General features: G+C 37.1%; 17 protein-coding genes and 1 tRNA gene. 13 read left to right on the top strand and 5 right to left on the bottom strand.

The window, feature by feature from the left end:
* Positions 1–34: 34 nt before the first annotated feature.
* The 8 genes from FFS26_RS00890 (at position 35) to FFS26_RS00855 (ending at position 7,840) form a co-directional block, all read left to right on the top strand.
* On the top strand, positions 35–2,428 hold the full coding sequence (locus FFS26_RS00890) for a 3-hydroxyacyl-CoA dehydrogenase/enoyl-CoA hydratase family protein (RefSeq protein ID WP_110008744.1): 2,394 nt from the start codon (positions 35–37) through the stop codon (positions 2,426–2,428).
* A gap of 83 nt (positions 2,429–2,511) precedes the next feature.
* A complete protein-coding gene (gene tnpA, locus FFS26_RS00885; protein ID WP_110008743.1) occupies positions 2,512–2,976 on the top strand; it encodes an IS200/IS605 family transposase in 465 nt (154 codons plus the stop codon).
* Between the two features lie 104 nt (positions 2,977–3,080).
* The gene (locus tag FFS26_RS00880; RefSeq protein WP_137904025.1) at positions 3,081–4,259 is read left to right on the top strand and encodes a thiolase family protein; all 1,179 of its coding nucleotides are present in this window, start codon (positions 3,081–3,083) and stop codon (positions 4,257–4,259) included.
* Positions 4,260–4,302: 43 nt separating this feature from the next.
* Complete coding sequence (locus FFS26_RS00875; RefSeq protein WP_110008741.1) at positions 4,303–4,659, top strand: four helix bundle protein; 357 nt, start codon at positions 4,303–4,305, stop codon at positions 4,657–4,659.
* Positions 4,660–4,709: 50 nt separating this feature from the next.
* Complete coding sequence (locus FFS26_RS00870) at positions 4,710–6,488, top strand: acyl-CoA dehydrogenase family protein (RefSeq protein WP_110008740.1); 1,779 nt, start codon at positions 4,710–4,712, stop codon at positions 6,486–6,488.
* A gap of 148 nt (positions 6,489–6,636) precedes the next feature.
* Positions 6,637–6,951 carry a hypothetical protein gene (locus FFS26_RS00865; protein WP_110008739.1) on the top strand — a complete coding sequence of 105 codons (315 nt, stop codon included), beginning with the start codon at positions 6,637–6,639 and terminating at the stop codon, positions 6,949–6,951.
* Between the two features lie 27 nt (positions 6,952–6,978).
* The gene (locus tag FFS26_RS00860) at positions 6,979–7,314 is read left to right on the top strand and encodes a YegP family protein (RefSeq protein ID WP_110008738.1); all 336 of its coding nucleotides are present in this window, start codon (positions 6,979–6,981) and stop codon (positions 7,312–7,314) included.
* Positions 7,315–7,393: 79 nt separating this feature from the next.
* Entirely contained in the window at positions 7,394–7,840 is a 447-nt protein-coding gene (locus FFS26_RS00855; RefSeq protein WP_041461800.1) for a phosphohydrolase, read from the top strand.
* Here the strand turns inward: FFS26_RS00855 and FFS26_RS00850 are convergent.
* Together FFS26_RS00850 and FFS26_RS00845 are read right to left on the bottom strand one after the other, a co-directional pair.
* Positions 7,837–8,553: a DUF2490 domain-containing protein gene (locus FFS26_RS00850; protein WP_110008737.1), complete on the bottom strand. Its 717-nt coding sequence runs from the start codon at positions 8,551–8,553 to the stop codon at positions 7,837–7,839. The two genes, FFS26_RS00855 and FFS26_RS00850, sit on opposite strands and share 4 nt — an antisense overlap.
* Before the next feature lie 71 nt (positions 8,554–8,624).
* Entirely contained in the window at positions 8,625–10,436 is a 1,812-nt protein-coding gene (locus FFS26_RS00845; RefSeq protein ID WP_110008736.1) for a TonB-dependent receptor plug domain-containing protein, read from the bottom strand.
* A 631-nt stretch (positions 10,437–11,067) separates the two neighbouring features.
* On the opposite strand from FFS26_RS00845, the gene uvrA reads away from it, so the two are divergent.
* Complete coding sequence (gene uvrA / locus FFS26_RS00840; protein ID WP_110008903.1) at positions 11,068–13,860, top strand: excinuclease ABC subunit UvrA; 2,793 nt, start codon at positions 11,068–11,070, stop codon at positions 13,858–13,860.
* A gap of 88 nt (positions 13,861–13,948) precedes the next feature.
* A complete protein-coding gene (locus FFS26_RS00835; protein ID WP_110008735.1) occupies positions 13,949–14,716 on the top strand; it encodes a methyltransferase domain-containing protein in 768 nt (255 codons plus the stop codon).
* Positions 14,717–14,869: 153 nt separating this feature from the next.
* Here the strand turns inward: FFS26_RS00835 and FFS26_RS00830 are convergent, their stop codons facing one another.
* Complete coding sequence (locus tag FFS26_RS00830; protein WP_137904024.1) at positions 14,870–15,511, bottom strand: NAD(P)-dependent oxidoreductase; 642 nt, start codon at positions 15,509–15,511, stop codon at positions 14,870–14,872.
* Between the two features lie 340 nt (positions 15,512–15,851).
* Here FFS26_RS00830 and FFS26_RS00825 point away from each other — a divergent pair, with 340 nt between their 5' ends.
* The 3 genes from FFS26_RS00825 (at position 15,852) to FFS26_RS00815 (ending at position 19,023) form a co-directional block, all read left to right on the top strand.
* The gene (locus FFS26_RS00825; RefSeq protein ID WP_110008733.1) at positions 15,852–16,961 is read left to right on the top strand and encodes an epoxide hydrolase family protein; all 1,110 of its coding nucleotides are present in this window, start codon (positions 15,852–15,854) and stop codon (positions 16,959–16,961) included.
* Between the two features lie 144 nt (positions 16,962–17,105).
* Positions 17,106–18,536 (top strand): S41 family peptidase, encoded by a 1,431-nt coding sequence (locus FFS26_RS00820; protein WP_137904023.1) that lies wholly within the window; start codon positions 17,106–17,108, stop codon positions 18,534–18,536.
* Between the two features lie 415 nt (positions 18,537–18,951).
* A tRNA-Arg gene (locus tag FFS26_RS00815) sits at positions 18,952–19,023 on the top strand.
* A 92-nt stretch (positions 19,024–19,115) separates the two neighbouring features.
* Here FFS26_RS00815 and FFS26_RS00810 read toward each other — a convergent pair.
* Both FFS26_RS00810 and FFS26_RS00805 read right to left on the bottom strand, forming a co-directional pair.
* Positions 19,116–22,079, bottom strand: coding sequence for a response regulator (locus FFS26_RS00810; protein WP_137904022.1), 2,964 nt, complete (start codon positions 22,077–22,079; stop codon positions 19,116–19,118).
* A gap of 850 nt (positions 22,080–22,929) precedes the next feature.
* Positions 22,930–25,437, bottom strand: a complete 2,508-nt coding sequence (locus FFS26_RS00805; RefSeq protein WP_137904021.1) for a cation-translocating P-type ATPase — start codon at positions 25,435–25,437, stop codon at positions 22,930–22,932.
* Positions 25,438–25,586: the final 149 nt, after the last annotated feature.

Genomic DNA, 25,586 nt, shown 5'->3' with positions numbered 1-25,586 from the left:
GTTCATATCATCTTATACAAATAAAAATTTACATATGAAAAGAAGAATCAAACATGTAACGGTTCTTGGTTCAGGAATTATGGGAAGCGGAATCGCTGCCCACTTCGCCAACATCGGCGTTGAAGTATCACTTTTGGATATTGTTCCTTTTGAACTTACTGAAGCTGAACAGAAAAAAGGTTTGACCAAAGATGACAAAGCAGTAAGAAACAGAATTGCTTCCGAAAACTTTGAAAAACTTAAAAAAGCAAGTCCTGCACTTCTTTATTCACCCAAGTTTGCAGACAGAATTACAATCGGAAATTTCGATGATGATTTGCCGAAAATAAAAAATACCGACTGGATCATTGAAGTAGTCGTTGAAAGACTTGATATCAAGAAGTCTGTGTACGAAAAAATTGAACAGTTCAGAAAACCGGGAACATTAATTTCTTCCAATACATCCGGTATTCCTATTCATCTCCTTACAGAAGGGAGAAGCGAGGATTTCAAGAAGTACTTTGCGGGAACACACTTCTTCAACCCGGTAAGATATCTTCCCCTTTTAGAGATTATCCCAACCAACGATACAGCTCCTGAAATCATCGATTTCTATATGAATTACGGAGCAAAATTCTTAGGTAAAACGACTGTTTTAGCCAAAGATACACCAGCCTTCATCGCCAACAGAATCGGGGTGTTCTCTATGATGGATCTTCTTCACAATGTACAGAAATTAGGACTTACCGTTTCTGATGTTGATAAATTAACAGGTCCCGTAATCGGACGTCCAAAATCTGCTACATTCAGAACAGCCGACGTTGTAGGTCTTGATACTTTGGTAATGGTAGCCAATGGAGTTCGTCAAAGCGGTGCAGAAGCGAACGACTTTAATGATGTATTTGCCCTTCCTCCTTATATCCAGAAAATGATGGACAATAAATGGCTGGGTTCAAAAACAGAACAAGGTTTCTATAAAAAAGTGAAAAATGCAGAAGGAAAATCTGAAATTCATGGATTAAACCTTGATACTTTAGAGTATGAACTTCAAGGCAAATCATCCTTCCCTACTCTGGAATTAACAAAATCTATAGATAAACCGATTGACAGATTTAAAGTATTAATTGGTGGTAAAGATAAAGCTGGTGAATTGTACAGAAAGTCTTTAGGGGCATTATTCGCTTATGTTTCACACAAAGTTCCTGAAATCTCTGACGAAGTTTACAAAATTGACGACGCTATGAGAGCAGGTTTCGGATGGGAAAACGGTCCTTTTGAGATCTGGGATTCAGTAGGTGTTCAGAAAGGTATTGAACTGGCAAAAGATGCAGGATACGAAGTTTCAGACTGGGTAAAAAACGTAGAAACCTTCTATAAAGTGAATGATGAAGGACAAAGTATTTATGTTGATAAAAATTCAGGAGAATACAACAAGATCCCTGGTCAGGATGCATTCATCATCTTAGATAATATCAGAAAAAATAAAACGCTTTGGAGTAATTCAGGGGCTGCTATTCAAGATTTGGGAGACGGAATTATCAACTTTGAGATCCGTTCAAAAATGAACTCTCTTGGAGGCGAAGTTCTTGACGGATTGAACAGAGCGATTGATTTGGCAGAAAAAGAATATGACGGATTAGTAGTTGGAAACCAGGGAGCTAATTTCTCTGTAGGTGCCAACCTTGCAATGATCCTTATGATGGCAATCGAACAGGATTGGGATGATCTGAATATGGCGATCGCTTACTTCCAGAAATCAATGATGAGAGTACGCTACTCATCTATTCCGGTTGTAGTTGCTCCTCACGGAATGACTTTAGGTGGAGGATGCGAAATGACCATGCATGCAGACCGAGTGGTTGCCGCGGCAGAAACGTATATCGGACTGGTAGAAACCGGAGTTGGAGTAATTCCTGGTGGTGGTGGTACTAAAGAGCTTACTTTAAGAACTTCCAGAGAATTCCACAACGATGATGTTAAAAATAACAGACTTCGTGATGCTTTCATGAACATCGCCATGGGTAAAGTAGCGACTTCTGCCTACGAAGCTTACGATATGGGAATCCTTGAAAAAGGGAAAGACATCGTTTCCGTAAGCAAAAACAGACAGATTGCTGAAGCGAAAAAAGTAGCGAAACTATTAGCAGAACAAGGCTATACCCAGCCGATCGAGCAAAAAGTAAAAGTTCTTGGTAAAGACGCATTAGGAATGTTCTACGTAGGAACTGACCAGATGTTAACCGGAAACTTTATTTCTGCACACGATAAGAAAATTGCTGATAAACTAGCCAACGTGATGGTAGGTGGAAATCTATCAGAACCAACAGTTGTAACAGAACAATATCTATTGAACCTTGAAAGAGAAACTTTCCTTCAGCTTTGTGGAGAAAGAAAAACTCTGGAGAGAATTCAGTATATGTTGCAAAATGGGAAACCTTTGAGAAACTAATAGAGAGCTCCGTAGGAGCGAACTGTTAATAGCATGAATAATTAAAAAAATCGGAAAGCCTCGTAGAGGCGACCTGTTAATGTATGGCAAACACCTACACTCAGATTTATATTCAAATTGTTTTCGCGGTAAAAGGAAGACAAAATCTGATTTCAAAAGAAAACAGAGAAGAATTACATCAGTTTATAACAGGTATTGTTTCCAATAGAAATCAAAAATTATTCGCAGTTTTTGCAATGCCTGACCATGTGCATATTCTTGTAAGTATGAATCCTACACTTTCGGTTTCAGATTTAGTAAGAGATATTAAAGCAGGTTCTTCAAAATTCATCAATGAAAAAGGATGGGTAGATGAAAAATTCAATTGGCAGGAAGGGTACGGAGCTTTTTCTTATTCTAAAAGCAGTGTTGATTCTGTTGTAAAATATATTTTAAATCAGGAAGAACATCATAAAAAGAAAACTTTTAGAGAAGAATACCTGGATTTTATGTCAAAATTTGAGATAGAATATGATCCAAAATATTTATTTGAATGGATTAATGATTAACAGGTCGCTCCTACGGAGCTACGCAAAAGCAAAAACAAAATCTATGAACAGTTTACCTCTACGAGGCAAAAAATTCTTAAAACAATTTAATTAAACAAAAAAAAATGAAAACAGCATACATAGTAAAAGGTTTCAGAACTGCCGTTGGAAAAGCTCCAAAAGGAAGTTTAAGATTTACAAGACCTGATGTCATGGCGGCTACCGTTATTGAAAAATTAATGGCTGAGCTACCACAATTAGATAAAAACAGAATTGATGACCTTATCGTAGGAAATGCAATGCCGGAAGCTGAACAAGGGCTTAATGTGGCGCGTCTGATCTCTTTGATGGGGTTAAATACCGATAAAGTTCCGGGAGTAACCGTGAACAGATATTGTGCATCAGGAAGTGAGGCAATTGCTATTGCTTCTGCGAAAATTCAGGCTGGTATGGCAGATTGTATCATTGCGGGTGGTACAGAATCGATGTCATATATTCCTATGGGAGGTTATAAGCCGGTTCCTGAAACGGATATCGCAAAAACAAACCCTGATTACTACTGGGGAATGGGTTACACAGCGGAAGAAGTTGCAAAACAATATAATATTACAAGAGAAGAACAGGATCAGTTTGCTTTTGAATCTCATATGAAGGCTTTAAAAGCTAATCAGGAAGGTAAATTTGCCAACCAGATTGTTCCGATTTCTGTAGAATATAATTTCCTGGACGAAAATCAGAAACTGCAGACTAAAAAGTTTGATTTCTCTGTAGATGAAGGGCCTAGAGCAGATACTTCTTTAGCTGGATTAGCAAAACTTAGACCTGTATTTGCCAACGGAGGAAGCGTAACGGCCGGAAACTCTTCTCAGATGAGTGACGGAGCAGCTTTCGTAATGGTAATGAGTGAGGAAATGGTAAAAGAATTAGGTCTTGAACCGGAAGCAAGATTGGTAGCCTATGCCGCTGCAGGTCTTGAGCCAAGAATCATGGGAATGGGTCCTATCTATGCTATTCCAAAAGCATTGAAACAGGCTGGTTTAGAATTAAAAGATATCGATTTGATCGAACTTAACGAAGCTTTCGCCTCTCAATCGGTTGCAATCAAAAAAGAATTAGGATTAAATCCTGACATCTTAAACGTAAACGGAGGAGCTATCGCCCTTGGTCACCCGCTTGGATGTACAGGAACAAAACTGACAGTACAGCTTCTTGACGAAATGAGAAGAAGAGGCAACAAGTACGGAATGGTTTCTATGTGCGTGGGAACAGGTCAAGGAGCTGCTTCTATTTTTGAACTTCTTTAATTAATAATTAATTATAGATTTTAAATTATAAATTTTAGATGCAATGAGTTTCAAAGAAGACAATTTGATCCAAATAAAAACTTTTGATTTTGCCTTAAGAATAATTCAATTTTATACTGAATGTAAATCTCAAAACGAGTTTATTTTATCAAAACAAATTCTTCGCTCTGGAACATCCATTGGAGCAAATGTAGAAGAAGCTATAGCCGCTCAATCTAAAAAGGATTTTATTTCAAAGCTTTCGATTGCAAATAAAGAGGCAAGAGAAACAAGATATTGGCTAAGGCTTTATAACTCTTCAAATCTTGTTCAAATTGAGATCAATTCATACTTAACAGACATTGAAATGATCATTAATATTTTGACTAAAATCATTAAAACATCATCTGAAAATTTATAATAACAAAATCTAATTTAAAATTTATAATCTAAAATTTAAAATAATAACAAATGAGCAATATACTTAAAGGCGGGGAATTCCTGATCAAACAAATTCCTGCAAACGAAATTTTCAGTATTGAAGAGCTGAATGAAGAACAAAAAATGCTTCGTGATTCTGCGAAGGAATTTATAGATAGAGAAGTAGTTCCTCAAAGAGAACGTTTTGAGAAGAAAGATTACGCATTTACTGAAGAGACCATGCGTAAACTGGGAGAAATGGGAATGTTGGGAATCGCTGTTCCTGAAGAATACGGAGGTCTTGGAATGGGCTTTGTGACTACAATGCTTGCTTGTGATTATCTATCAGGAACTACAGGTTCATTGGCTACAGCTTATGGTGCACACACCGGAATTGGAACCCTGCCAATCGTTCTTTACGGAACTGAAGAGCAGAAGAAAAAATACCTTCCGGATTTAGCAACAGGAACAAAATTCGGAGCTTACTGTCTGACAGAGCCAGATGCCGGTTCTGATGCCAATTCAGGAAAAACAAGAGCAAAACTTTCCGAAGACGGAAAACATTATATCATCAACGGTCAGAAAATGTGGATCTCTAATGCAGGATTTGCAGATACATTTACATTATTCGCTAAAATTGATGATGATAAAAATATCACAGGATTTGTAATCAACAGATCTGAACTTGAAAACCCTGAAAGCTTAACTTTCGGTGAGGAAGAGCATAAACTGGGTATCCGTGCTTCTTCTACCCGTCAGGTTTTCTTCAATGATATGAAGATTCCTGTGGAAAATCTTTTAGGAGAAAGAAACAATGGTTTCAAGATCGCTTTAAATGCATTAAACGTAGGCCGTATCAAATTGGCTGCCGCATGTCTTGATGCACAGAGAAGAATCTTAAACCACTCTATCCAGTACTCTAACGAAAGAAAACAGTTTGGTGTTTCAATCGCTACTTTCGGAGCGATCAGAAAGAAACTGGCAGAAATGGCAACCGGAGTTTTCGTAAGTGAAGCAGGTTCTTACAGAGCTGCTAAAAATGTTCAGGATAAAATTGATGAGCTTGTTGCAGCAGGATTAAGCCATCAGGAAGCAGAATTAAAAGGTGTAGAAGAATTTGCTGTTGAATGTTCAATCCTTAAAGTATTCGTTTCTGATCTTGCCCAGCACACCGCAGACGAAGGAATCCAGGTATACGGAGGGATGGGATTCTCTGAAGATACTCCTATGGAAGCGGCTTGGAGAGATTCAAGAATTTCAAGAATTTATGAAGGTACCAACGAAATCAACAGACTGCTGGCTGTAGGAATGCTTATTAAGAGAGCAATGAAAGGTGAGCTGGATCTTTTATCTCCTGCAATGGCGATCAGCAAAGAATTGATGGGTATCCCTTCATTTGAAGTTCCTGATTATTCAGAATTCATGAGTGAAGAAAAAGCAATTATCGCCAACCTTAAGAAAGTATTCCTAATGGTTTCCGGAGCTGCTCTTCAGAAATACATGATGGACATTGAAAAACAACAGCATTTATTATTGAATGCTTCTGAAATCCTTAACCAGATCTATATGGCAGAATCCGCAGTATTAAGAGCAGAGAAACACTTCTCTCCTGAATCTGTAGAAGCAGCTATGGCTCAGTTAAACCTTTACAAAGCTGTTGAAAAAATTATCACTGCAGCTAAAGAAGGAATCGTTTCTTTCGCTGAAGGAGATGAGCAGAGAATGATGCTTTCAGGACTAAGAAGATTCACTAAATATACCAACCATCCGAATGTAGTAGCGCTTACTGAAAAAGTAGCCGCTCACTATATTGAGAAAGGAGCTTATTAGTCTTTAATAACATAAATTTGATTTAGCGTCCCAATTTTTGGGGCGCTTTTGTTTTCACCCTTATTTATGACGATGACCATTGGATTTATTGACAGCCCATAAGTATATTCAAAAAAAATTATTATTTTTATTCTAAATTAAATAACACATGAAGAAATTATTATTTCCCCTCGTCCTCATTTCGGCTATAGTTACGGCACAAAAAAAAGACAATTTAGTCCCTGCTCCAAAGATTGATACAACAAAGATCATTTCTAAAGGAAAATTCCCGGGATATTCTGCTGTGAAGCCCGAGCGTCCTCAAAAAGAATTTTACAGGATATTGACGGCTAAGCCTAAAGATACTGCCCTTTATCTGGCTTTAAAAGAACCTTCAAAGGATTATTCACAATATAAAATTCTAAATTCGGTTACTCCTGATAAGCTTCAGGTAAGCCGAAAAAAGATAATACCGTCAAAATAAACACAGTACAAACTAAAAACTATTACCATGGGAAAATTTATTATCTCTAAAAGAACAAACGGAGACTTTCAGTTCAACCTCAAAGCTGGAAACGGGCAGGTTATTTTAACCAGCCAGGGATACAGTACCAAACCTTCCTGTGAAAGCGGAATCGGATCCGTAAAACTCAATGCACAGGAAGATGCAAAATTTGAAAGAAATACAGCCAATGACGGCAGATGTTATTTTAATCTAAAAGCCGGAAACGGACAGATCATCGGAACCAGCCAGATGTATGAATCCGACAATGGTATGGAAAACGGAATAGAATCTGTAAAAAACAATGCTCCGCATGCTCATATAGAGGATGAAACAAACTTGTAAAATCATCTGAAATATTCTTCATAAAAATGCCTTAGTTCTTAAGGCATTTTTTATTTTTGTACTCTATTTTTCATTAGCAATGACAAAAGAAGAATTACTTAATAAAGCAATCAAAATCGCCGATAAGGCTCATAAAGGACAAACCGATAAATACCATGCTCCCTACATTGCCCACGTAATGCGTGTGATGAACTATGGTAAAACACTCGATGAAAAAATCGTTGGAGTACTTCACGATGTTGTAGAAGACCATCCACAGGAGTTTAGTCTCGATTATTTAAGATCTGAAGGATTCCCCGAATATATTATTTTTGCCATCAGCTGTCTTACAAAGCTTGATCCGGAAGAAGATTATGATGAATTCATCAAAAGAACAGAAAGATCTCTGCTATCTGTTGCTGTAAAGCTCAATGACCTTCGCGACAATATGGATCTCAGAAGAGTCAACAGAGAGCTTACCCCTAAAGATATCAAAAGATTCAATAAATATCTGAAAGCCTATCGTTATCTGATAGAGAAATATTAATCCGCACCCGGGAAATCATATGTTTTTGTGTGATGATCTGTTCCATCGATATTGATGTTTAACGCAAGGTAAACGAAATGTAAATTTTTGTTCCCTTTTGCTTCAAATTCACGCTGCCACAGATATCCGCTCACGATTCCAAAATAATCATCGATCTGATAGCCGAAACCGCCATAGACTCTGTTTCTGGCAAAAGTAGGCTTCATCGGAGAGACAAAGAACACCTCGTCATAAGCATTAGCAAAAACAGTTCCTTTCTTAATGGTTTTAGCGTTCAAAGGAACACTTACGTTCAGACGGTACCGGTAACGCATTCTCTGGGAAGTCTGATCTGTTTTCGGCTCATAGAACCAACTCTTTTCAGCACGAAAACGGTTTTCAAACTTTACAATACCTTTTTTAACGTCGATAACGTCCTGAAGCCATACCCTGAACTCCTCTCTGCTCAGGCTATGTTCTTTATAGTTAACATATCTTCCCAGCCCTACAAAAGGTTTGTGGTTTTTGGTAAGATTATACCCTAGCCCCCCTTTTATTTCATAATAATCAGGGTAGGTATAATCTTCGTTACCACGCATCTGCCCTTCAGCATAAAGGAAAAATTTCGGATGAAACTTATAGGTCAGAGTCACTGCATTGAAGCTGGAAATGTGTTCCTGTGCTTTAAAAAAAGATATTCCAAGTAATAAACCTAAGCCTATAAGACGTTTCATAAAAAATTTTTGCAAATGTATATTTTTTAACAATTTGTTAATATTAACTTTCATTAATATTAAATTAACACCTACTTAATATTAATTGTATACGAAAACCCAATGTGGAACCACCTTTGCGGCATCCCGACACCAAAAGCTTCTGTATATTTTGTATTGGTCAAATTGTTAATCAACACATATACTGAGTAATCTTTTTTAGCAAAGCTCAGCTTCTCATCTACAAGGTTATAGGTTCCCAGATTGACTCTTTCATTGTAACGGTAAACAAGCTCGTTGGTAAAGTTTTTCAGGAATTTCACCTCTAACTTGGACACAAACTGATGCCTCAGATTGTCCAGAATATATCTTGAAACCACACCGTCTTTTTCTTCATACTTACTGTCAATATAAGTATAGCCAACCGTATATTTTAACCAGTCTGTCGGTCTGTGACTCCACTCTGCTTCAACTCCTTTTGTTTTGATATCTCCTACATTCTGGGCGTACCATATTTTATCGCTCAGATCTTTTTTTACCCAGTCAATGGAATTATTGGAGTTTCTTAGAAAACCACTTATTTTTGCTAAAATCCTGTTATTTAGATATTGATATCCTACTTCCGAAGAAATCGCATTTTCAGGCTGCAAATCCGGATTTCCCTGTTCCGTTTTACTTACATAATACAATTCAGTAAAAGTGGGTACACGGTGTACTTTTGCGATGTTTCCATAGATTTTAGAATTGGCATTAAAGTTATAGCCTACATCCAGACCCGGATAAAAGAAATTTCCTTCTTTAGAATAATTGGCCCATGAAATTCCCGGACTGATATTCAGTTTTTTATCCAGTAATGAAAAATGATGTTCAAAGAAAACCTGAGAGACAAAGCGGTTTCGGTCACCCAAATTACTGCTTACTAAAAATTCTTTTCTAAGCTCAACACCAATTCCGGTTGTTCCCAATCCCCACTGATAGCTGGAATTCACTTCTCCACCTGCATTATTTCCAATGTGCATATTTCGGTAAAAATCAGGATTCCATCTGTCATAAAGGTACATATCCTGCCCTCTTCTCCAATACACATTAGAGTTAAGCTTCAGCTTTCCAAAAGTCTGCTGATGAGCTACACTTACGATAGAAGCCTGCGTTTCCTCATACTGCTTCGTCGCAGCACTGGAAGCATAAAAGCCATTGGCTCCGAATTTCTTTTCTGAAAAGCCGGCCTGAACTCTCACATCTCCGTTTTTGATATTCAGTTTTCCCTGATAAAATACATTTCTGATCTCATAATCCGTATTGAACATATACCCTTCTGATGAAGCTGAATTCGCCTGCAGGGAGTTCGTGAACTTTTCATTTCCGATCTGCGCATTAAATCCCAGACCATAACTTCCATAATCTCCTCCCTCTGCACTTATCTTGACTTTTTTTCCCGGAAAAGTTTTGGTGATGATATTGATAACACCGGCATAAGCATTCTGTCCGAAACGTCTGGCGGCCGGGCCTTTTATGATTTCTATCTTTTCTACTTCATCCAGATCTACCGGAATATTCATATTATTATGTCCGGTCTGGGAGTCATTCATTCTGATTCCGTTCAATAATAAAAGAACCTGCTCAAAAGAACTACCACGGAAACCGATATCACTCTGCACTCCATTGGCTCCTCTCCTTCTGATATCCATTCCCGGCACCTGCTGAAGAATTTCGTCAATACTTTTAGCCGGAGAATTTACAATATCTTCTCTGGTGATCACGCTGATGTTCTGGTTAGCGCTTTTATAAGGTGTAGAGATAAATTTACCCTGAAATTCAATGCTTTCAATATCTGTTGTCTTTTCCTGTGCATTTACCCAAAGTAAAGATCCCAGAAAAAAAGCACTTCCTATCTTTTTGATCATAATCGTTTCCGTAGTTTTTTAAGAGAGTCCAAAAGTAAGGGAGTTCACCAAGAAAGGCAAATGATAGTTGTCATAAAAAAAGATGCAGCGTGAAGCTGCATCTTTCTGAGGGAGTAATTTCTATCTTTTTCTCATTAAATGTGTAACCAGATCTCTGAATAATTTTCTCATTTCTCTATTACATATTTATGAATGCAATTTTAAATAATTTTACAATATAAAACAATAGTTCAATAAAAAAACACAATATATTTTAAAAAATTATATAAAACACTGTAAAATAAACAGCAAAATAAAATTAAGTCCACAAAACATACACCTTTTCAGGTGGTTTTGATAGCAAAATATGCGTTTAACCTATTTCATATAACGATCATGATAACAATTTTTAACAATAAGATAAGCGTAAATTTTCCGCTAAATTTCGTAATTTTGTGGGTCTTAATTTTACGATGAAAGTATTCTATTTCAACAGTAATTTTGCCAGCGTTTATAAAAATTGCAGCAACAGATTTCGGAGGAATCAGGATATATGTAAAAGTTCAATTGATACCGGCCACAGAATATTTGTAGCCAAACACCATTACTGCCAGCCTTAATGCTGTGCAGTCTTTATATGAATAAACAAAATATGGCTAACACAACAGAAATAGATATAAAAAAGCAGATTTTCGTTAAGAATGCACATCTTAATAATCTGAAACATATAGATGTCCTGATTCCAAAGAACAAGCTGATTGTTATTACAGGAGTTTCAGGAAGCGGTAAGTCCTCTTTGGCTTTTGATACAATCTACGCAGAAGGACAGAGAAGATATGTTGAAAGTTTAAGTTCTTATGCCCGTCAGTTTTTGGGAAAATTAGAAAAGCCAAAAGTAGATGATATCAAAGGACTCGCCCCTTCTATTGCCATCCAGCAGAAAGTAATTTCTTCCAACCCTCGTTCTACGGTGGGAACTTCTACAGAGATCTACGATTATATGAAGCTTTTATTTGCAAGGATCGGGAAAACCTTTTCACCGGTTTCGGGAGAAGAAGTGAAGAAAGATTCGGTTTCTGATGTAGTCGACTTCATCAAGGCTTCAAAAAAAGATACTTCCTTTCTATTAACTGCTCCTTTGGAATATGATGTTGACAATTTCAAAGAAACCTTAAATATTTTAAAACTGGCAGGTTTCACAAGGCTTGAAATCAATGGAAATGTTGCAGGAATTGAAGACCTTGAAAGTTTTGGTTTTACTCCTGAAAAAGGAATGACCATTAATCTTGTCATCGACCGTTTCTCATACGAAGAAGACGAAAGTTTTTTACAGAGACTTGCAGACTCTATACAAATGGCATTCTATGAAGGACGCGGATATTGTTCATTAAAGAATACAAACACTGAGAAGGTAAAAGAATTTTCCAATAAATTTGAGTTGGACGGCATGGAGTTCCTTGAACCCAACGTTCATTTTTTCAGCTTTAATAACCCATACGGAGCATGTCCGGCGTGTGAAGGATACGGAAAAGTAATCGGAATTGATGAGGATCTTGTAGTTCCTAATAAAACATTATCCATCTACGAAGATGCTGTTGTCTGCTGGAGAGGAGAAACGATGAGCGAATGGAAAAAAGATTTCATTAAAAAAGCAGGTGATTTCCCTATCCACAAACCTTATCATCAATTAACAAAAGAACAGAAAAACTTCCTTTGGAAAGGTGACGGAAGGAGTAATTTCCCGTGCATCAACAATTTCTTCAAGATGCTTGAAGAAAATCTATACAAAATCCAGTACAGAGTAATGCTTTCCCGTTACAGAGGAAAAACCCTTTGCCCGACATGTGAAGGATTGAGACTTCGTGAAGAAACAAGTTGGGTAAAAGTAGACGGACACAATATCCAGTCGATGATTGAACTTCCTTTGGATGAACTTGCTCCGGTGATCAACGGATTAAAACTTTCAGATCATGACAAGGAAGTCGCCAAGAGACTGATTTACGAAATCACCACCCGTCTGGAATTTTTATTAAAAGTAGGATTAGGATATTTAACATTAAACAGAACATCGAATACCCTTTCAGGAGGAGAAAGTCAGAGAATCAACCTGGCAACAAGCTTAGGAAGTTCTTTGGTAGGTTCTATTTACATTCTGGATGAGCCTTCTATCGGGCTGCATTCCAAAGATACGGAAAACCTGATCGAAGTATTGAAAAATCTTCGCGACCTTGGAAATACCGTGATTGTGGTAGAACATGACGAGGATGTAATGAGAGCAGCGGACTATATTATTGATATTGGTCCGGAAGCAGGTTATCTTGGTGGGGAACTGGTATTTGCCGGAGATTATAAGGATCTGAAAAAAGCGAATACACTTACTTCAGAATACCTTACCGGAAGACTTGAAATAGAAGTTCCGAAGAAAAGAAGAAAAGCAAAAGAATGGATTCACATTAAAGGAGCCCGTCAGAATAACCTTAAAAATATAGATGTAGACGTTCCTTTGGAAAATCTCGTTGTTATTTCCGGAGTTTCAGGAAGTGGAAAATCTACTTTGATGAAAGAAATTCTTACCAATGACATCCAGATCCAGTTGGGAATGGGCGGTAAAAAAGGAGATTATGATGCTGTAGAATTCCCGAAGAAACTGATCAAAAACATTGAACTGATTGACCAGAACCCGATTGGAAAATCATCCCGTTCAAACCCTGTAACTTATCTAAAGGCTTATGACGATATCCGTGATCTTTTTGCCAAGCAGAAAGTAGCCAAAATGATGGGTTATAAGCCTAAACACTTCTCTTTCAACGTAGATGGCGGAAGATGTGATGAATGCAAAGGAGAAGGAGTGATCAATGTTTCCATGCAGTTTATGGCGGATATCGAGCTTGAATGTGAGGTTTGTAAAGGAACACGATTCAAAAATGAGATCCTTGAAGTAAGATTTGATGAGAAAAATATCTCTGATATCCTTCATATGACCGTAGATGAAGCATTGGAATTCTTTAAAGATAATAATGAAGAAAAGATCGTAACGAAGCTGAGACCTTTGCAGGAAGTAGGTTTAGGTTATTTACAGCTGGGACAAAGCTCCTCTACCCTTTCCGGCGGTGAGGCACAGCGTGTGAAGCTGGCTTCTTTCCTTGTAAAAGGGGTAACAACGGATAAAACGCTATTTATCTTTGATGAGCCTTCCACAGGACTTCACTTCCATGATATTCAAAAATTATTGAAATCATTACAGGCGTTGATTGATCTCGGACATTCGGTGATTGTTATTGAGCATCAGCCTGATATTATCAAATGTGCCGATTATATTATCGATATCGGTCCGGAAGCCGGAAAACACGGCGGAGAAGTTGTATTTGCAGGAACACCGGAAGATCTGACAAAAAATAAAAAGTCTTATACAGCAAAATATATCAAAGAAAAACTGGAACAATAAATACAACCGGCTGTTTAAAAACAGCCGGTTTTTTATTGAGATTACTTATCTTTATTCAACTTATCAACCCATTACAAAATTATTATTTATGCCCTGGAATCCCGAATTATATGATCAGTACAAAGATGTACGTTATAAGCCATTTTATGATTTAGCAGCGTTAATCAAGCCTGAAAACAATATAAAAGCTATTGACTTAGGCTGTGGAACCGGAGAACAGACCTCTATTCTTACGGAAAAACTGACAGGCTCTACATTCTTAGGAATTGATTCATCAGCAGAAATGCTTGAAAAATCGAAGAAATATGAAAACGATCATTTACACTTTAAGCTTCAGAGCATTGAAGAAACAGCGCAGTCTGACGAGAAATGGGATCTTGTCTTCAGTAATGCCGCTTTACAGTGGGCTGATGATCACGAAACTTTATTTCCTAAAATCATTGGATTACTTTCAGAGAATGGACAGTTAGCAATACAAATGCCCGTTCAGAAAGAAAATATCCTCAATCAGATTTTAACAGAAATGGCAGGTGAAGAACCCTACGCATCCCAGTTAAATCATTTTAACCGTGATTCACCAGTGCTTTCAATGGACGATTATGCCCAGATATTATTTGATAACGGAATTCAGGATATTGAAATATTTCAGAAGGTTTATCCTATTATTGCGGATGATCACGAGGCTTTATACATCTTTATTTCAGGAACAGCATTGTTACCTTATTTAGAGCGTCTGGAAGGAGAACAGAAAGAACAATTCATCTCCGAATTTAAATCGCGTATTGCAAAAAGGTTTACAAAATATCCGGCTATCTATGCATTTAAGCGCATCCTGATGTATGGCCGTAAGAAATAGAAAACCTTAATGCCCAATAAAAAACTGCCACAATTGTCATTCTGACGAAGGAAGAATTCCATTAATAACCAATGATATGAGATTCTTCATTACACTTCGTTTCATTCAGAATGACAAAATTGTGACAGCTGTTTCTGTTTATTAATAAAATAGTTACTCTTTCAGATTATACAAAAACGGACTTTCCCTGATATACTCAGAATTTTCAATCTGAGAAACCAGAAACTCAGCCAGATCTCCTGCATTGATGCCTTCGCCTTTACAATCTGTAAGATTTGTTTCGATTGGAAAGTTTTCCTCTGTAAGGTGAATCAGTGGTAATCTTACTAACGTCCAGGCGAGGTCACTTTCCAGAAGAAGTTCATACTCTTTCTGCTTATCAGCGGTTGTCTCAGGATAGTTCTGATACATCCAGTCTGTAGCCATTTTTACCCGCTCACTTTTATGATCAGATGCTGTATTTACACTGAGACCAGTCGTTACAATATAACGCTTACCCCCATAATGATTCATTGCTTTGATGATATTTTTGGCAGCATCACTGAAGATAGACTTCTCTCCTTTTGGCTGTCCCAAAGTACTCATGACAAGATCAGTTCCCTCAATTAAATTACAGATTGCTGTTTCATCCCTTGCATCTCCTTTTATCATTTCTATCAATGGGTTTTGAAGAGCAAAATTTTCAGGGTGTCTTAACAAAAGCTTTAGAGAATATCCTTTCTCCAGTAATTTTCGGACCAGATATTGTCCCGATTTTCCTGTACCGCCGATTACGGCAATTTTATAAGTTTTCATATGATTTTTTTATATTAAATATCAATAATCAAAAGCAGAATAACCACTAATGACCATTGACACAGCAAATAACACATTGTTTTTGCTTTAGATATGATATAATGAATGTATAGGGCTCAGAAAATTGAACCTAAGATGTTCAGGCTGAAAAAATAACCCGACCCACAGTAATATGTATTACGAGATTTTAATGAATTAAAGTTACATTTTTCCCTCAAAAAAAATCAAAAATTTATGATTTTGACAACATGTATTAAAAGAGAAAGTTTTTAACTTTGATAACTATCTTACTGTCAGTATTTTCCTTAAAACAAACTTACACCCAATAAAATATCATAATATGGAACCATTTACAGTAAACATCCCCGAATCGGTTATAACCGATCTTAAAAACCGGCTGCAAAATGTCCGCTGGCCGGGAGAACCGGAAGGTTCCGGCTGGAACTACGGCACCAGTGAAACATACCTGAAAGAACTTACCCGCTATTGGATCAATGATTATGACTGGAAGATGCACGAACAGCAATTGAATCAGCATCCACAGTATGTCACCCGGATTGACGGAATTTTAATTCATTTTCAATACATCAGAGGAAAAGGATCAAATCCTAAACCGCTGATCCTTACCCATGGCTGGCCGGACAGCTATTACCGCTTTCATAAAATTATTCCACTGCTTACGGAAGGCGAACAGAGTTTTGATCTGGTTATTCCTTCCGTTCCGGGGTTTGGCTTTTCTGATAAAACAGCGGTCAGCAGTGAGAAGGTGGCAGATCTGTGGAAACAACTGATGACTGAAGTCCTAGGTTATGAAAAATTCTGTGCTGCCGGAGGAGATATCGGAATGGGAGTCGTAAAGGCATTGACTTCAAAATATCCTGAAGCCCTGGAAGCTGTTCACCTTACAGATGTAGGTTACCCCACCGGTCAGGAAGACCCTGCTACAATGAGTGAAGATGAGCGGGCATTTGCTCAGTTTGTCCAGCGCTGGTGGTACAGTGAAGGAGCTTACGCCATGGTACAGTCTACCAAACCTCAATCTCTGGCCTATGGTCTTAATGATTCTCCTGTTGGATTGGCAGGCTGGATTATAAGTTTTATCAATGCGGGTGCATCGCCTGAATTAATTGAAACGGCATTTGGCGGAAAAGATGAGTTGCTCACCAATATTATGATTTATTGGGTGACCCAAACCATTGGTTCTTCTGCCAGAATGTATAAGGAAGATGCAGCCGCTTTATGGAGCGGAACACATGCGCATCAAAAGAGCAATGTTCCTGCAGGAGTACTTGTATTTCCCCGTGAAGCTCAGTTTCCGAAAGAATGGGCAGAACGTTTTGTGAATGTCACCAGCTTTAAAAAGATGAATGAAGGAGGCCATTTTGCCGCCTTGGAATTGCCTCATATATTTGCAGATGAACTGAGAACATTTTTTTATTCTGCCACATAAACAATTCATGAGCTACAATCGGTCCTGTCTTTTTGTAGCTCCTTTTTGATGGTAAAATGTTAATCCTTCTAAACCATTACTAAAATTTTGTTAATAAGTATAAAGTTGTTGGCAAGTTTTTTATTTTAGCCAAAATTAATAACTATGAAAAAATTGTCCTTCACGATTATAGCAGCATTTCTATTCTGCTCAGTGCAAGCTCAGATACAAAATGCCGGTTTTGAGAACATGACCGATGGATTACCCAATCACTGGAATATAAAAAAAGCAGATTCGTACGAAGGAAAAGTAGATTATACCCAATATTTTGGAGGAAAAGCCTCTATGCAGCTTATAGGGAAGGCTGATCATTCCAAAGACTTTCAATCTTTTTCTCAAAAAATACCTCTTGATATTCAGCAATTGCAAAAAATAGAAATCAGTGCCTATGTAAAATCTGAGAACACCAATGGGAAAATCAATCTATGGACACAGGTGAAGGATGAGAAGGGGCAGATGATTGACTTTGGAAATTCAGAGTCACAACAAAAGTCCATTGCATTGAATAAAGACTGGACAAAATATTCTTTAATTTTCACTGTTGATAAAAATGTAAAAAGCCTTCTTCTTGGAGGCGTATTCTCAGGAAACGGAACGGTTTGGTTTGATCACTTTGAACTGAACAGAATTGCATTTTCAAATGAAGAACCTTCGAAAAAATCTGCAAAATACATTCAGGAGTTTAAAGATATTGTGAAAAAGAATTCAATCTTTTCAGATCAACTGGACTGGAAAAATATTGAAACCAACCTTCAATATCTTTCAAAAGGCATGAAAACCATAGATGATACAGACCCTGCATTGAGCTATATTATACAAAATCTAAGACAGGCCGGTGATAATCATTCATTTATTTCCGGCAAAGAACGTTCAGAAAAGCAGAAGAAAAGCAACACCAATGAGGCAAAGCCTGATTCCAGACTGATTGATCAGAATATTGGCTATATTTCTGTTCCCGGCTTTGGTTCCGTCAACACAGAAGTTGGAAATGATTTTGCCCTGCAGATCCACAATATGATTAAAAAGCTGGACTCTGAAAATACGATTAAAGGCTGGATTGTAGATCTGAGAGGCAATACAGGAGGAAATATGTATCCTATGATCGGAGGTCTCGGAAGTCTGATTGGAGAAGGAACTTTGGGATATTTTGTATATAAGGATAAAAAAACTCCATGGATTTATAAAGACAGGAAGTTTGGTTCCAATAAAATTACAGAACCTTATAATCTTAAAAGCGGACAATCTAAAATTGCAGTTCTGATAGGTCCAAACACCGCCAGTTCAGGAGAAGCTACAACAATTGCATTTATTGGAAAAAGCAATGTAAAACTCTTTGGAAAACCATCTGCGGGCTATACTTCGGCCAATAGTATTTATCCGTTAAGCGATGGTAAAAGCTTTGCTCTGGCTTCTTCTTATGAAATGGACCGAAACGGGAAAGTCTACTACGGGAAAATTGATCCGGACGTTCCGGTAGAATCCAAAGAAGGCCACGATATGGATCTGGAGACTGCTAAAGCCTGGATTTTAAATTAGTTTCAGACTTATCCACAAAAAAATGTGGATAACTTGTGAATTTTAACATTTAATTCATTTTTCGTATTAAAATAATTACTACATTTACTATGTAATAAACATCGAAGTGGAAACTTTATTTGCTTTTCTTACTACTCTTGAAATTGCAATTAAATTTGAAATAAAAATTTAAGCACAGCATTGTCGGCTGTGCTTTTTATTGTTGTCTAATTAAAAAAATGAGATGTATTTATCTACTGGATCTGCCTCTAAAGGGCAGATTCTTTTATCCATATACCTTTTATACAAGCATTTTCGCATATTTACTATTCAACAGGTACAAAACGGTACAAACATCTTTGCCCTAGTCTCCATTCTCTGCATTAATTGTTGATTATTAAAATTAAATAATTTGTATTTTTATGAATCAAATCAAGGCCTCATAGTTCAATGGATAGAATAGAAGTTTCCTAAACTTTAGATCCAGGTTCGATTCCTGGTGAGGCCACAAATTTGCCAAACAGCACTAACTAAATAAGATACATTATCTTATTTTCTTTCTATTTTAAGAAGAAATCAAGTCCTGTTTTTTCATCAATTCTAAACGATAATATATTTTTTGAGTACTTCAAGAAGGTCCGCCTGCTTTACAGGTTTGGGAAGGAAATCATTCATTCCGGCTTCAAGGCACTTTTCTTTTTCACCCAGCACATTTCCAGCTGTAACACCTATGATAGGTATATGTTCATATCCCGGAAGCATTCTAATATTTCGTGTTGCCTCAATACCGCTCATTACCGGCATCTGTACATCCATCATAATAATGGAAAACTGTTTTTTCCTACATTCTTCCAAAGCCTGCAGCCCATTAACGGCTTCCGTTAGATGTATACCAGGTGCAAGAGATCTCATTATTCTATTATTCAGGACCATATTCACTACGTTATCATCAACCAAAAGCACTTCTAATTCCGAATCAAATACATGCGAAGTTTTCTCAGACTGATCCTTATTAATTTTTACTGTATAACTTTGGTCTACCTTTTTTAAGGTTTTGTATAGATCATGAGATTTGATGGGTTTCAATAATAAATGTGCATTTTCTATTTTTCTAACTGAACTAAGTATGCCCAGTTCTTCAGAAGAAGAAGAAAGTACTATAAATGGAGAAGTCTCATTTCGCTGATTGAACAGTCCTGTTATTTTATCTATTGTTTCCAATCCGGACATAACAGGCATATGATAATCCATCAGGATCACATCGAACCGCTCACCTTTCAACAGGATCTCTAAGGCTTCCATCCCATTAGAAGCCAAGGTAGACTTGATATTTTTATAGGTAAGCATATGCTCAAGAATGATCCTGTTGGTTTCATTATCATCAACCACTAAGGCTGTTTTAATAGTTATCTCCTCTTCGTCTCTCAATGGAGGGATCTCATAAGGAATCTCAATGTCAAAGAAAAATACAGACCCTTTTTCCTTTACGCTGCTCAGCGACAAATGGCTTCCCATATATCCCAGGATATTGTTTGAAATCGTAAGTCCCAGACCCGTGCCACCATATTGTTTACTAATGGAACTGTTTTCCTGTGTAAAGGCATTAAAAATATATTTTTGTTTCTCAATAGGGATGCCAATCCCAGTATCTCTTACTGAGAAGCGCAAAGCAATAGTACGATCATCCATGCGCAATTTCTCAACTTTCAGCTCAATCTCTCCCTTTTCTGTGAACTTCACAGCATTCCCGAGAAGGTTAATCAGGATCTGTTTTAACCTTGCTTCATCCATAAAAAGTATTTTGGGAAGACCCGGCTCAATATTGAGCAGAAGTTCAATATCTTTTTTCTGCGACTGGTAAAGGATAACATTGATCACCTGGCTCAACATATCATAAACATCACATTTTTCAATCAAGAGCTCCATTTTTCCTGATTCTATTTTAGAAAAATCCAATATATCATTGATGATGCTAAGAAGATTTTCCCCAGACTCATTGATGTAATTCAGATATTGCATCTGTGTTTCATTCAGCGGTGTCGTGAGAAGAAGGTCTGAAAAACCTATAACTCCGTTTAAAGGAGTCCTGATCTCATGACTCATATTGGCAAGAAATTCGGATTTTGCTTGGCTGGCTGTATCTGCTGTTTCTTTGGCATTTTTCAGTTCTTCATTGATCTTAACAGCATTGGTAATATTCTGTATGGAAATAATGACACCGCCTACTTCATCTTTTGTAAGATACCAAGGTCCCACTTTAAGGTCGTAATGCTGAATTTCTTCTTTTCCTTCCACCTTTAACGTAAAATCACCGTTGATGTACGTTTTTCCCAACAGCGCATTCTTATAGATCTCTTTTCCTTCTTCGGGAATATTAGGTGATATTGTGAAAAGATTATTACCGATAAGATCTATATCATTCATATTAAATTCCTCTCTCCATCTGCTGCTTACAGCAACATAATTAAGGTCTTTATCAAACATGGCCAAAGGAACAGGAACATCAGTGGCAAAAGACTGCATTATAGCCTCCTTTCGGGTAACTTCAAGAAACATTTTTTTGAAGGCATCAATGTCCTGAATGATTCCGAAAACTCTTTTACAACTATCACCTTCAAATTCGGGAATGCCTTTTACTCTTACCCAGATCGTAGCGCCATCATTACGCAACAGCTGAAGCTCCTCATCAAAAGGAATTCCTTGTTGTATTGCCCTGTTAAAAAGATATTTTATTCTATCCCCGCTTTTTCCTTTGTAAAATCCAAGGGCATTTTCAAAAGTAGGCTGGAAATTATTTTCTATTTTGTGAATTTCTCTTGTACTTTGAGACCAGAAAAGCTTTCCCGTCTTCATATTAGCTTCCCAGCCTCCCACCTGGGCTACTGAGCCTGTTTCCTCAAGCATTTCCTTAGTGTAAAACAGATCGTTTTCTAATTTACCACGCCGGATAAGATCAGATTTTAGTTGTATATAGACAAAAAGGGTTACACCGATAGCTGCAACAGCAGAAAAGATGATGAATAAAACAGTCCGATTGGAAGATTTGTTCAGATCTTCATTTTTTATGGCAAGTTGAAATTCCTCAAGTTTTACAAATTTCTGAACGAGCATGCGGCATCTATCCATAGCCTCCTTGTTTTGTACAAGTTCTGCCGGACTCATTACAATTCCTTTTTTACGATTCTCAATTAGCAAGGCATATTCTTTCATCAACACCTCTGAAGTATACAGCAGTTCATTTAGGATATTAATCTGATCTTTATCTCTAAGATTAAGCCTATCTTTGTGAGAGACAAACTGCGGATATTCATTCTTACTTTTATTGAAAGGTTCAAGAAAATTCTCCTTCCCGGTAAGCTGATATCCCCGGTTTCCAGTTTCAGCATTTAAAAGAGTACTTAAGATATCTTTTGCTAAGCTTATAGATTCCTTATTTTTTAATAACTCTTTCCTATTCTCCATCTGCTTATGTATGCTGATATAAGATGCTATGGAACTAGCAATCAGAAGCATCAAAGAAATTACTACTCCAATTTGAAGATTTCTAATAATTTTTTTTGGCATTTAATCGTATTTTGGCAATAAAATACTAAAAATAGATCATTTTATAACATTAACAAATTAATTTAAAAATTTGTCAGCAGATATTGGAAAATGAGTACAATTAAAGTGTTAAAGATGGGTTTATCAATTTTATAAAAGTTTACTTTGTATATCATCTTTCTCCATTGGTGTTTATTTTAAAAAAAACTTGAATATGTGAGATATTCGATTAAAAAATAAAATTTTTATACTTGTAATGCTTTTGCGGCCAGCTCAAAAGTTTAACGTAAATTTTGGAGAGTAAGTGAAAATGATTTCCCGGGCATCGTAGTTTTATTAAAAATCAATTCCTAACATCTTACCATTTCCGGTCATTAATTTGCTAAAAAGCAATTTCTTTTACTTCTATAGCTGATTTTTACCCTAAATTATGAAAAGAAAAATCCCCGGATCCCTCTGGGGAAAAAATCAAATCAATATAACATAAAATATGTTATTTTTTTATTAATATATGGACGTTTAGTAATGTATAATTTTTTTAATTGTTTTCAACGTAAGCTGCAAGGTTTCATTAGTACTTGATATGGAACAAATCTACAATGATCATTAAGGTAATAACAAAGTAATTCTGTAGATATAAAATTTCAGTAGTGTAGATATTGTTGGTAATAATTCTCAATTTTGTTTGATGTTGAAAAGCACTCAAACAGTTTAAGTTTATTAGTATATTCCTCTGCTACCTGAATCTGAGATTCAGAGAAATAATATCCGTACTCATCCTTACAGACTTTCTATAGTGTCCATATCTGATTTCCGGCATACGAATCAAAATTATATATACTTATTATGGATAATTATTTTTCCATATTGATTACTTCCTAAAATAAAGCCTTTTTATGAATTTATAAACCTCAAACCACAGTACGGAAACTGAAGCAGTGAGCAGTGCCAGTCCAAGCTCTTCTACATTGAGAGCGGTTACACTGAAAAACCCGGAAACAGGACCTACATAGAGAATAATCAGAAGGAAAATTACAACCAATACAGAAATCCCGGCAAGCAGGACGTTTCGGTTCTTAAAACACTCCAACATGCTGTAATAGAAAGAACGATTCACCAGACTTAGCAGTATATTGGAAAATATAAGCGTAGTGAAAACCAATGCTCTGGTTTTAGCTTCACCATTTCCATGACTGACAGAGTACTGATACAGCCATAATATCCCTACGGTAATGATGATCCCCTGAATAATGCTTATTGTGAGTTCTCTCCAGTTCAGAAAAGTATCTGTCAATGCTCTCGGAGGCCTTTGCATCGCATTTTTTTCCATTGGCTCATTCTCATAAACAATGGAACACGTCGGCCCCATAACCAGTTCCAGAAAAATCACATGCACCGGAGTAAAAATATGGGGAAATACCCAGCCCAGAAATAAAGGCAAAGAAACGGTGAGTATAATAGGAATATGAATAGAAATAATATACTGGACCGCTTTTTTTATATTGGCATAAATTCTTCTTCCTGCAGCAACCCCAATTACAAGCTTATCCAGATCGTCATTGGTGATGACCAGTGCTGCGGCTGATTTGGCAATTTCAGTTCCTTTATTTCCCATTGCCACCCCAATATGAGCTGCTTTTAAAGCAGGGCCATCATTCACACCGTCCCCCAGCATGGCCACTACATGGCCCTGCTCTTTCAAGGAAAAAACCACTTCGAGCTTTGCTTCCGGAAACATTCTTGTAAACAAAGTAGTCTCTTCAGAAAGTTTTATAAGATCTGATTCTGAACACGCGGCTATTTCACTTCCATTAACGGGCGGAGTATTATTTACTATTCCTGCCTGCAATGCAATGGCTTTAGTAGTATCTGCATTATCTCCTGTAATGACTTTTACCTGAATACCGGCGTCGTAAATATGTTTAAATACTTCTTTTATTCCTTTTTTGGGAGGATCGTAAAATACGGTCAATCCTAGAAAGTCAAATTTAAAATCCTGCTGTTTATTCGGGAAATCATTTCCTTCAAAATGAGATCTGGCAACACCGAGAACCCTGAATCCCTGTTCTCCGAAATTCTTTATTAACTTTCTAATTTTGTTTTTTTCTTCTTCTGAAAGACTGGAAACACTGATAATGGCTTCCGGAGCTCCTTTAGCGGCTATAATTCTGTCTTTGTGCTCATTTTCAAAAAGATGGGTCATCATCGGAGGTTTACCTTCCAACGGGTACTCATGAAACAGCTGATAGTCTTTTCTTTGATCAGGCTTACGATTCTGTTCGTAGACCTTATGCAGTGTTATTTCCATGGGATCAAAAGGTACGGGCTCACTACTCCACATCGCATAATCAATAAGCTCCTGCAGCGCTGTTATTCCAAACTCCGGCTCTTCATAAATCTTGTCGGAACGGTAGTCATAAAGATGTTTCAACTTCATGGAGTTTTCAGTAATCGTACCTGTCTTGTCAGTACAGATTACGGAAACGCTTCCCATGGTTTCTACGATACTGCTTCGTTTAATAATAATTCCTTCCCGCATCAGTTTCCATGCCCCCAAAGCCATAAAAGTTGTAAAGGCTACGGGAATTTCTTCAGGAAGAACAGACATTGCCAATGTGAGTCCGCTGAGTAAGCTGGTCACAAAATCTCCTGTTTTAACAAAACTGAAGATGCATACTGCAAGAAAGATAATGATTCCGATAACAGCCATTCCCTTTACAAAGTTCCGGATCTGAAGCTGTAAAGGAGATATTTCTGCTTTTATATTGAGTATGGACTGTCCTATTTTTCCTACTTTAGTTTCTTTTCTTATATTTTCCACCTCAAAAACGGCAAGTCCGGACACAGTGATTGTTCCGCTGTAGACTCTGTTATCTTCGGATCTGCTGTCCTTGAAAACAGAAAAGCTCTCGCCCGTAAGGGATGATTCATTGACAGAAAAATCGTTACTGTGAACGATTCTTCCGTCCGCATTGATGAGGTTTCCTTCTTCGGTAATGCACAGATCTCCGACTGCTATCTCAAAAGTAGGAATATCTATAATCTTTGAATCCCTGATGACCTTACTTAAAGGTTCATTCAATTTTTCAAGTTCTTCCAGTGCCTTTTTGCTCCGGTTATCCTGGTAAAAAGAAATTGCAGTAACTCCAACAATAGCAGCAAACATAAAGAAAGCCTCGCCATAATCTCCTGTAAGCACATAAATGAAGGAAACACATATAAGAAGAATCAGCATCGGCTCTTTGAGGATGTTGAGAAGAAGATCTGTCCAGGATTCTTTCTTAACCGCTTCGAGACGGTTATATCCGTATTTTTTTCTGGAAGCGGTTACTTCGGATTCTGTAAGCCCTTTCAAATTTTCCGGTATATTGTAATTCATACGAAATGGATATGATACTAAATTTACTGATTGTTTTGCTTATCAAAAGGATTTCACCGTAATATTTTTTATCAGGTTCGGTATTGGTGTACGCGGCAAACCTCTGCCTTTTCTTCAGATTCGACAGATTTTTTTCATATCTTTAAGAA

The sequence above is a fragment of the Chryseobacterium sp. 2VB genome, assembly GCF_005503635.1.
Taxonomy (GTDB): Bacteria; Bacteroidota; Bacteroidia; order Flavobacteriales; family Weeksellaceae; genus Chryseobacterium; species Chryseobacterium cupriresistens.
The sequence above is the reverse complement of the archived record's forward strand: the minus strand, read 5'-3'. Positions and strand labels throughout refer to the sequence as shown.

Excerpts from the sequence above, each read along its gene's own strand:
- FFS26_RS00825 (WP_110008733.1), top strand. The coding sequence starts at position 15,852 with ATGGAACCATTTACAGTAAACATCCCCGAATCGGTTATAACCGATCTT.
- FFS26_RS00835 (WP_110008735.1), top strand. The coding sequence starts at position 13,949 with ATGCCCTGGAATCCCGAATTATATGATCAGTACAAAGATGTACGTTAT.
- tnpA (WP_110008743.1), top strand. The coding sequence starts at position 2,512 with ATGGCAAACACCTACACTCAGATTTATATTCAAATTGTTTTCGCGGTA.
- FFS26_RS00830 (WP_137904024.1), bottom strand. The coding sequence starts at position 15,511 with ATGAAAACTTATAAAATTGCCGTAATCGGCGGTACAGGAAAATCGGGA.
- FFS26_RS00845 (WP_110008736.1), bottom strand. The coding sequence starts at position 10,436 with ATGATCAAAAAGATAGGAAGTGCTTTTTTTCTGGGATCTTTACTTTGG.
- FFS26_RS00870 (WP_110008740.1), top strand. The coding sequence starts at position 4,710 with ATGAGCAATATACTTAAAGGCGGGGAATTCCTGATCAAACAAATTCCT.
- FFS26_RS00850 (WP_110008737.1), bottom strand. The coding sequence starts at position 8,553 with ATGAAACGTCTTATAGGCTTAGGTTTATTACTTGGAATATCTTTTTTT.
- FFS26_RS00890 (WP_110008744.1), top strand. The coding sequence starts at position 35 with ATGAAAAGAAGAATCAAACATGTAACGGTTCTTGGTTCAGGAATTATG.
- FFS26_RS00865 (WP_110008739.1), top strand. The coding sequence starts at position 6,637 with ATGAAGAAATTATTATTTCCCCTCGTCCTCATTTCGGCTATAGTTACG.
- FFS26_RS00810 (WP_137904022.1), bottom strand. The coding sequence starts at position 22,079 with ATGCCAAAAAAAATTATTAGAAATCTTCAAATTGGAGTAGTAATTTCT.
- FFS26_RS00805 (WP_137904021.1), bottom strand. The coding sequence starts at position 25,437 with ATGAATTACAATATACCGGAAAATTTGAAAGGGCTTACAGAATCCGAA.
- uvrA (WP_110008903.1), top strand. The coding sequence starts at position 11,068 with ATGGCTAACACAACAGAAATAGATATAAAAAAGCAGATTTTCGTTAAG.
- FFS26_RS00880 (WP_137904025.1), top strand. The coding sequence starts at position 3,081 with ATGAAAACAGCATACATAGTAAAAGGTTTCAGAACTGCCGTTGGAAAA.
- FFS26_RS00855 (WP_041461800.1), top strand. The coding sequence starts at position 7,394 with ATGACAAAAGAAGAATTACTTAATAAAGCAATCAAAATCGCCGATAAG.
- FFS26_RS00860 (WP_110008738.1), top strand. The coding sequence starts at position 6,979 with ATGGGAAAATTTATTATCTCTAAAAGAACAAACGGAGACTTTCAGTTC.
- FFS26_RS00875 (WP_110008741.1), top strand. The coding sequence starts at position 4,303 with ATGAGTTTCAAAGAAGACAATTTGATCCAAATAAAAACTTTTGATTTT.
- FFS26_RS00820 (WP_137904023.1), top strand. The coding sequence starts at position 17,106 with ATGAAAAAATTGTCCTTCACGATTATAGCAGCATTTCTATTCTGCTCA.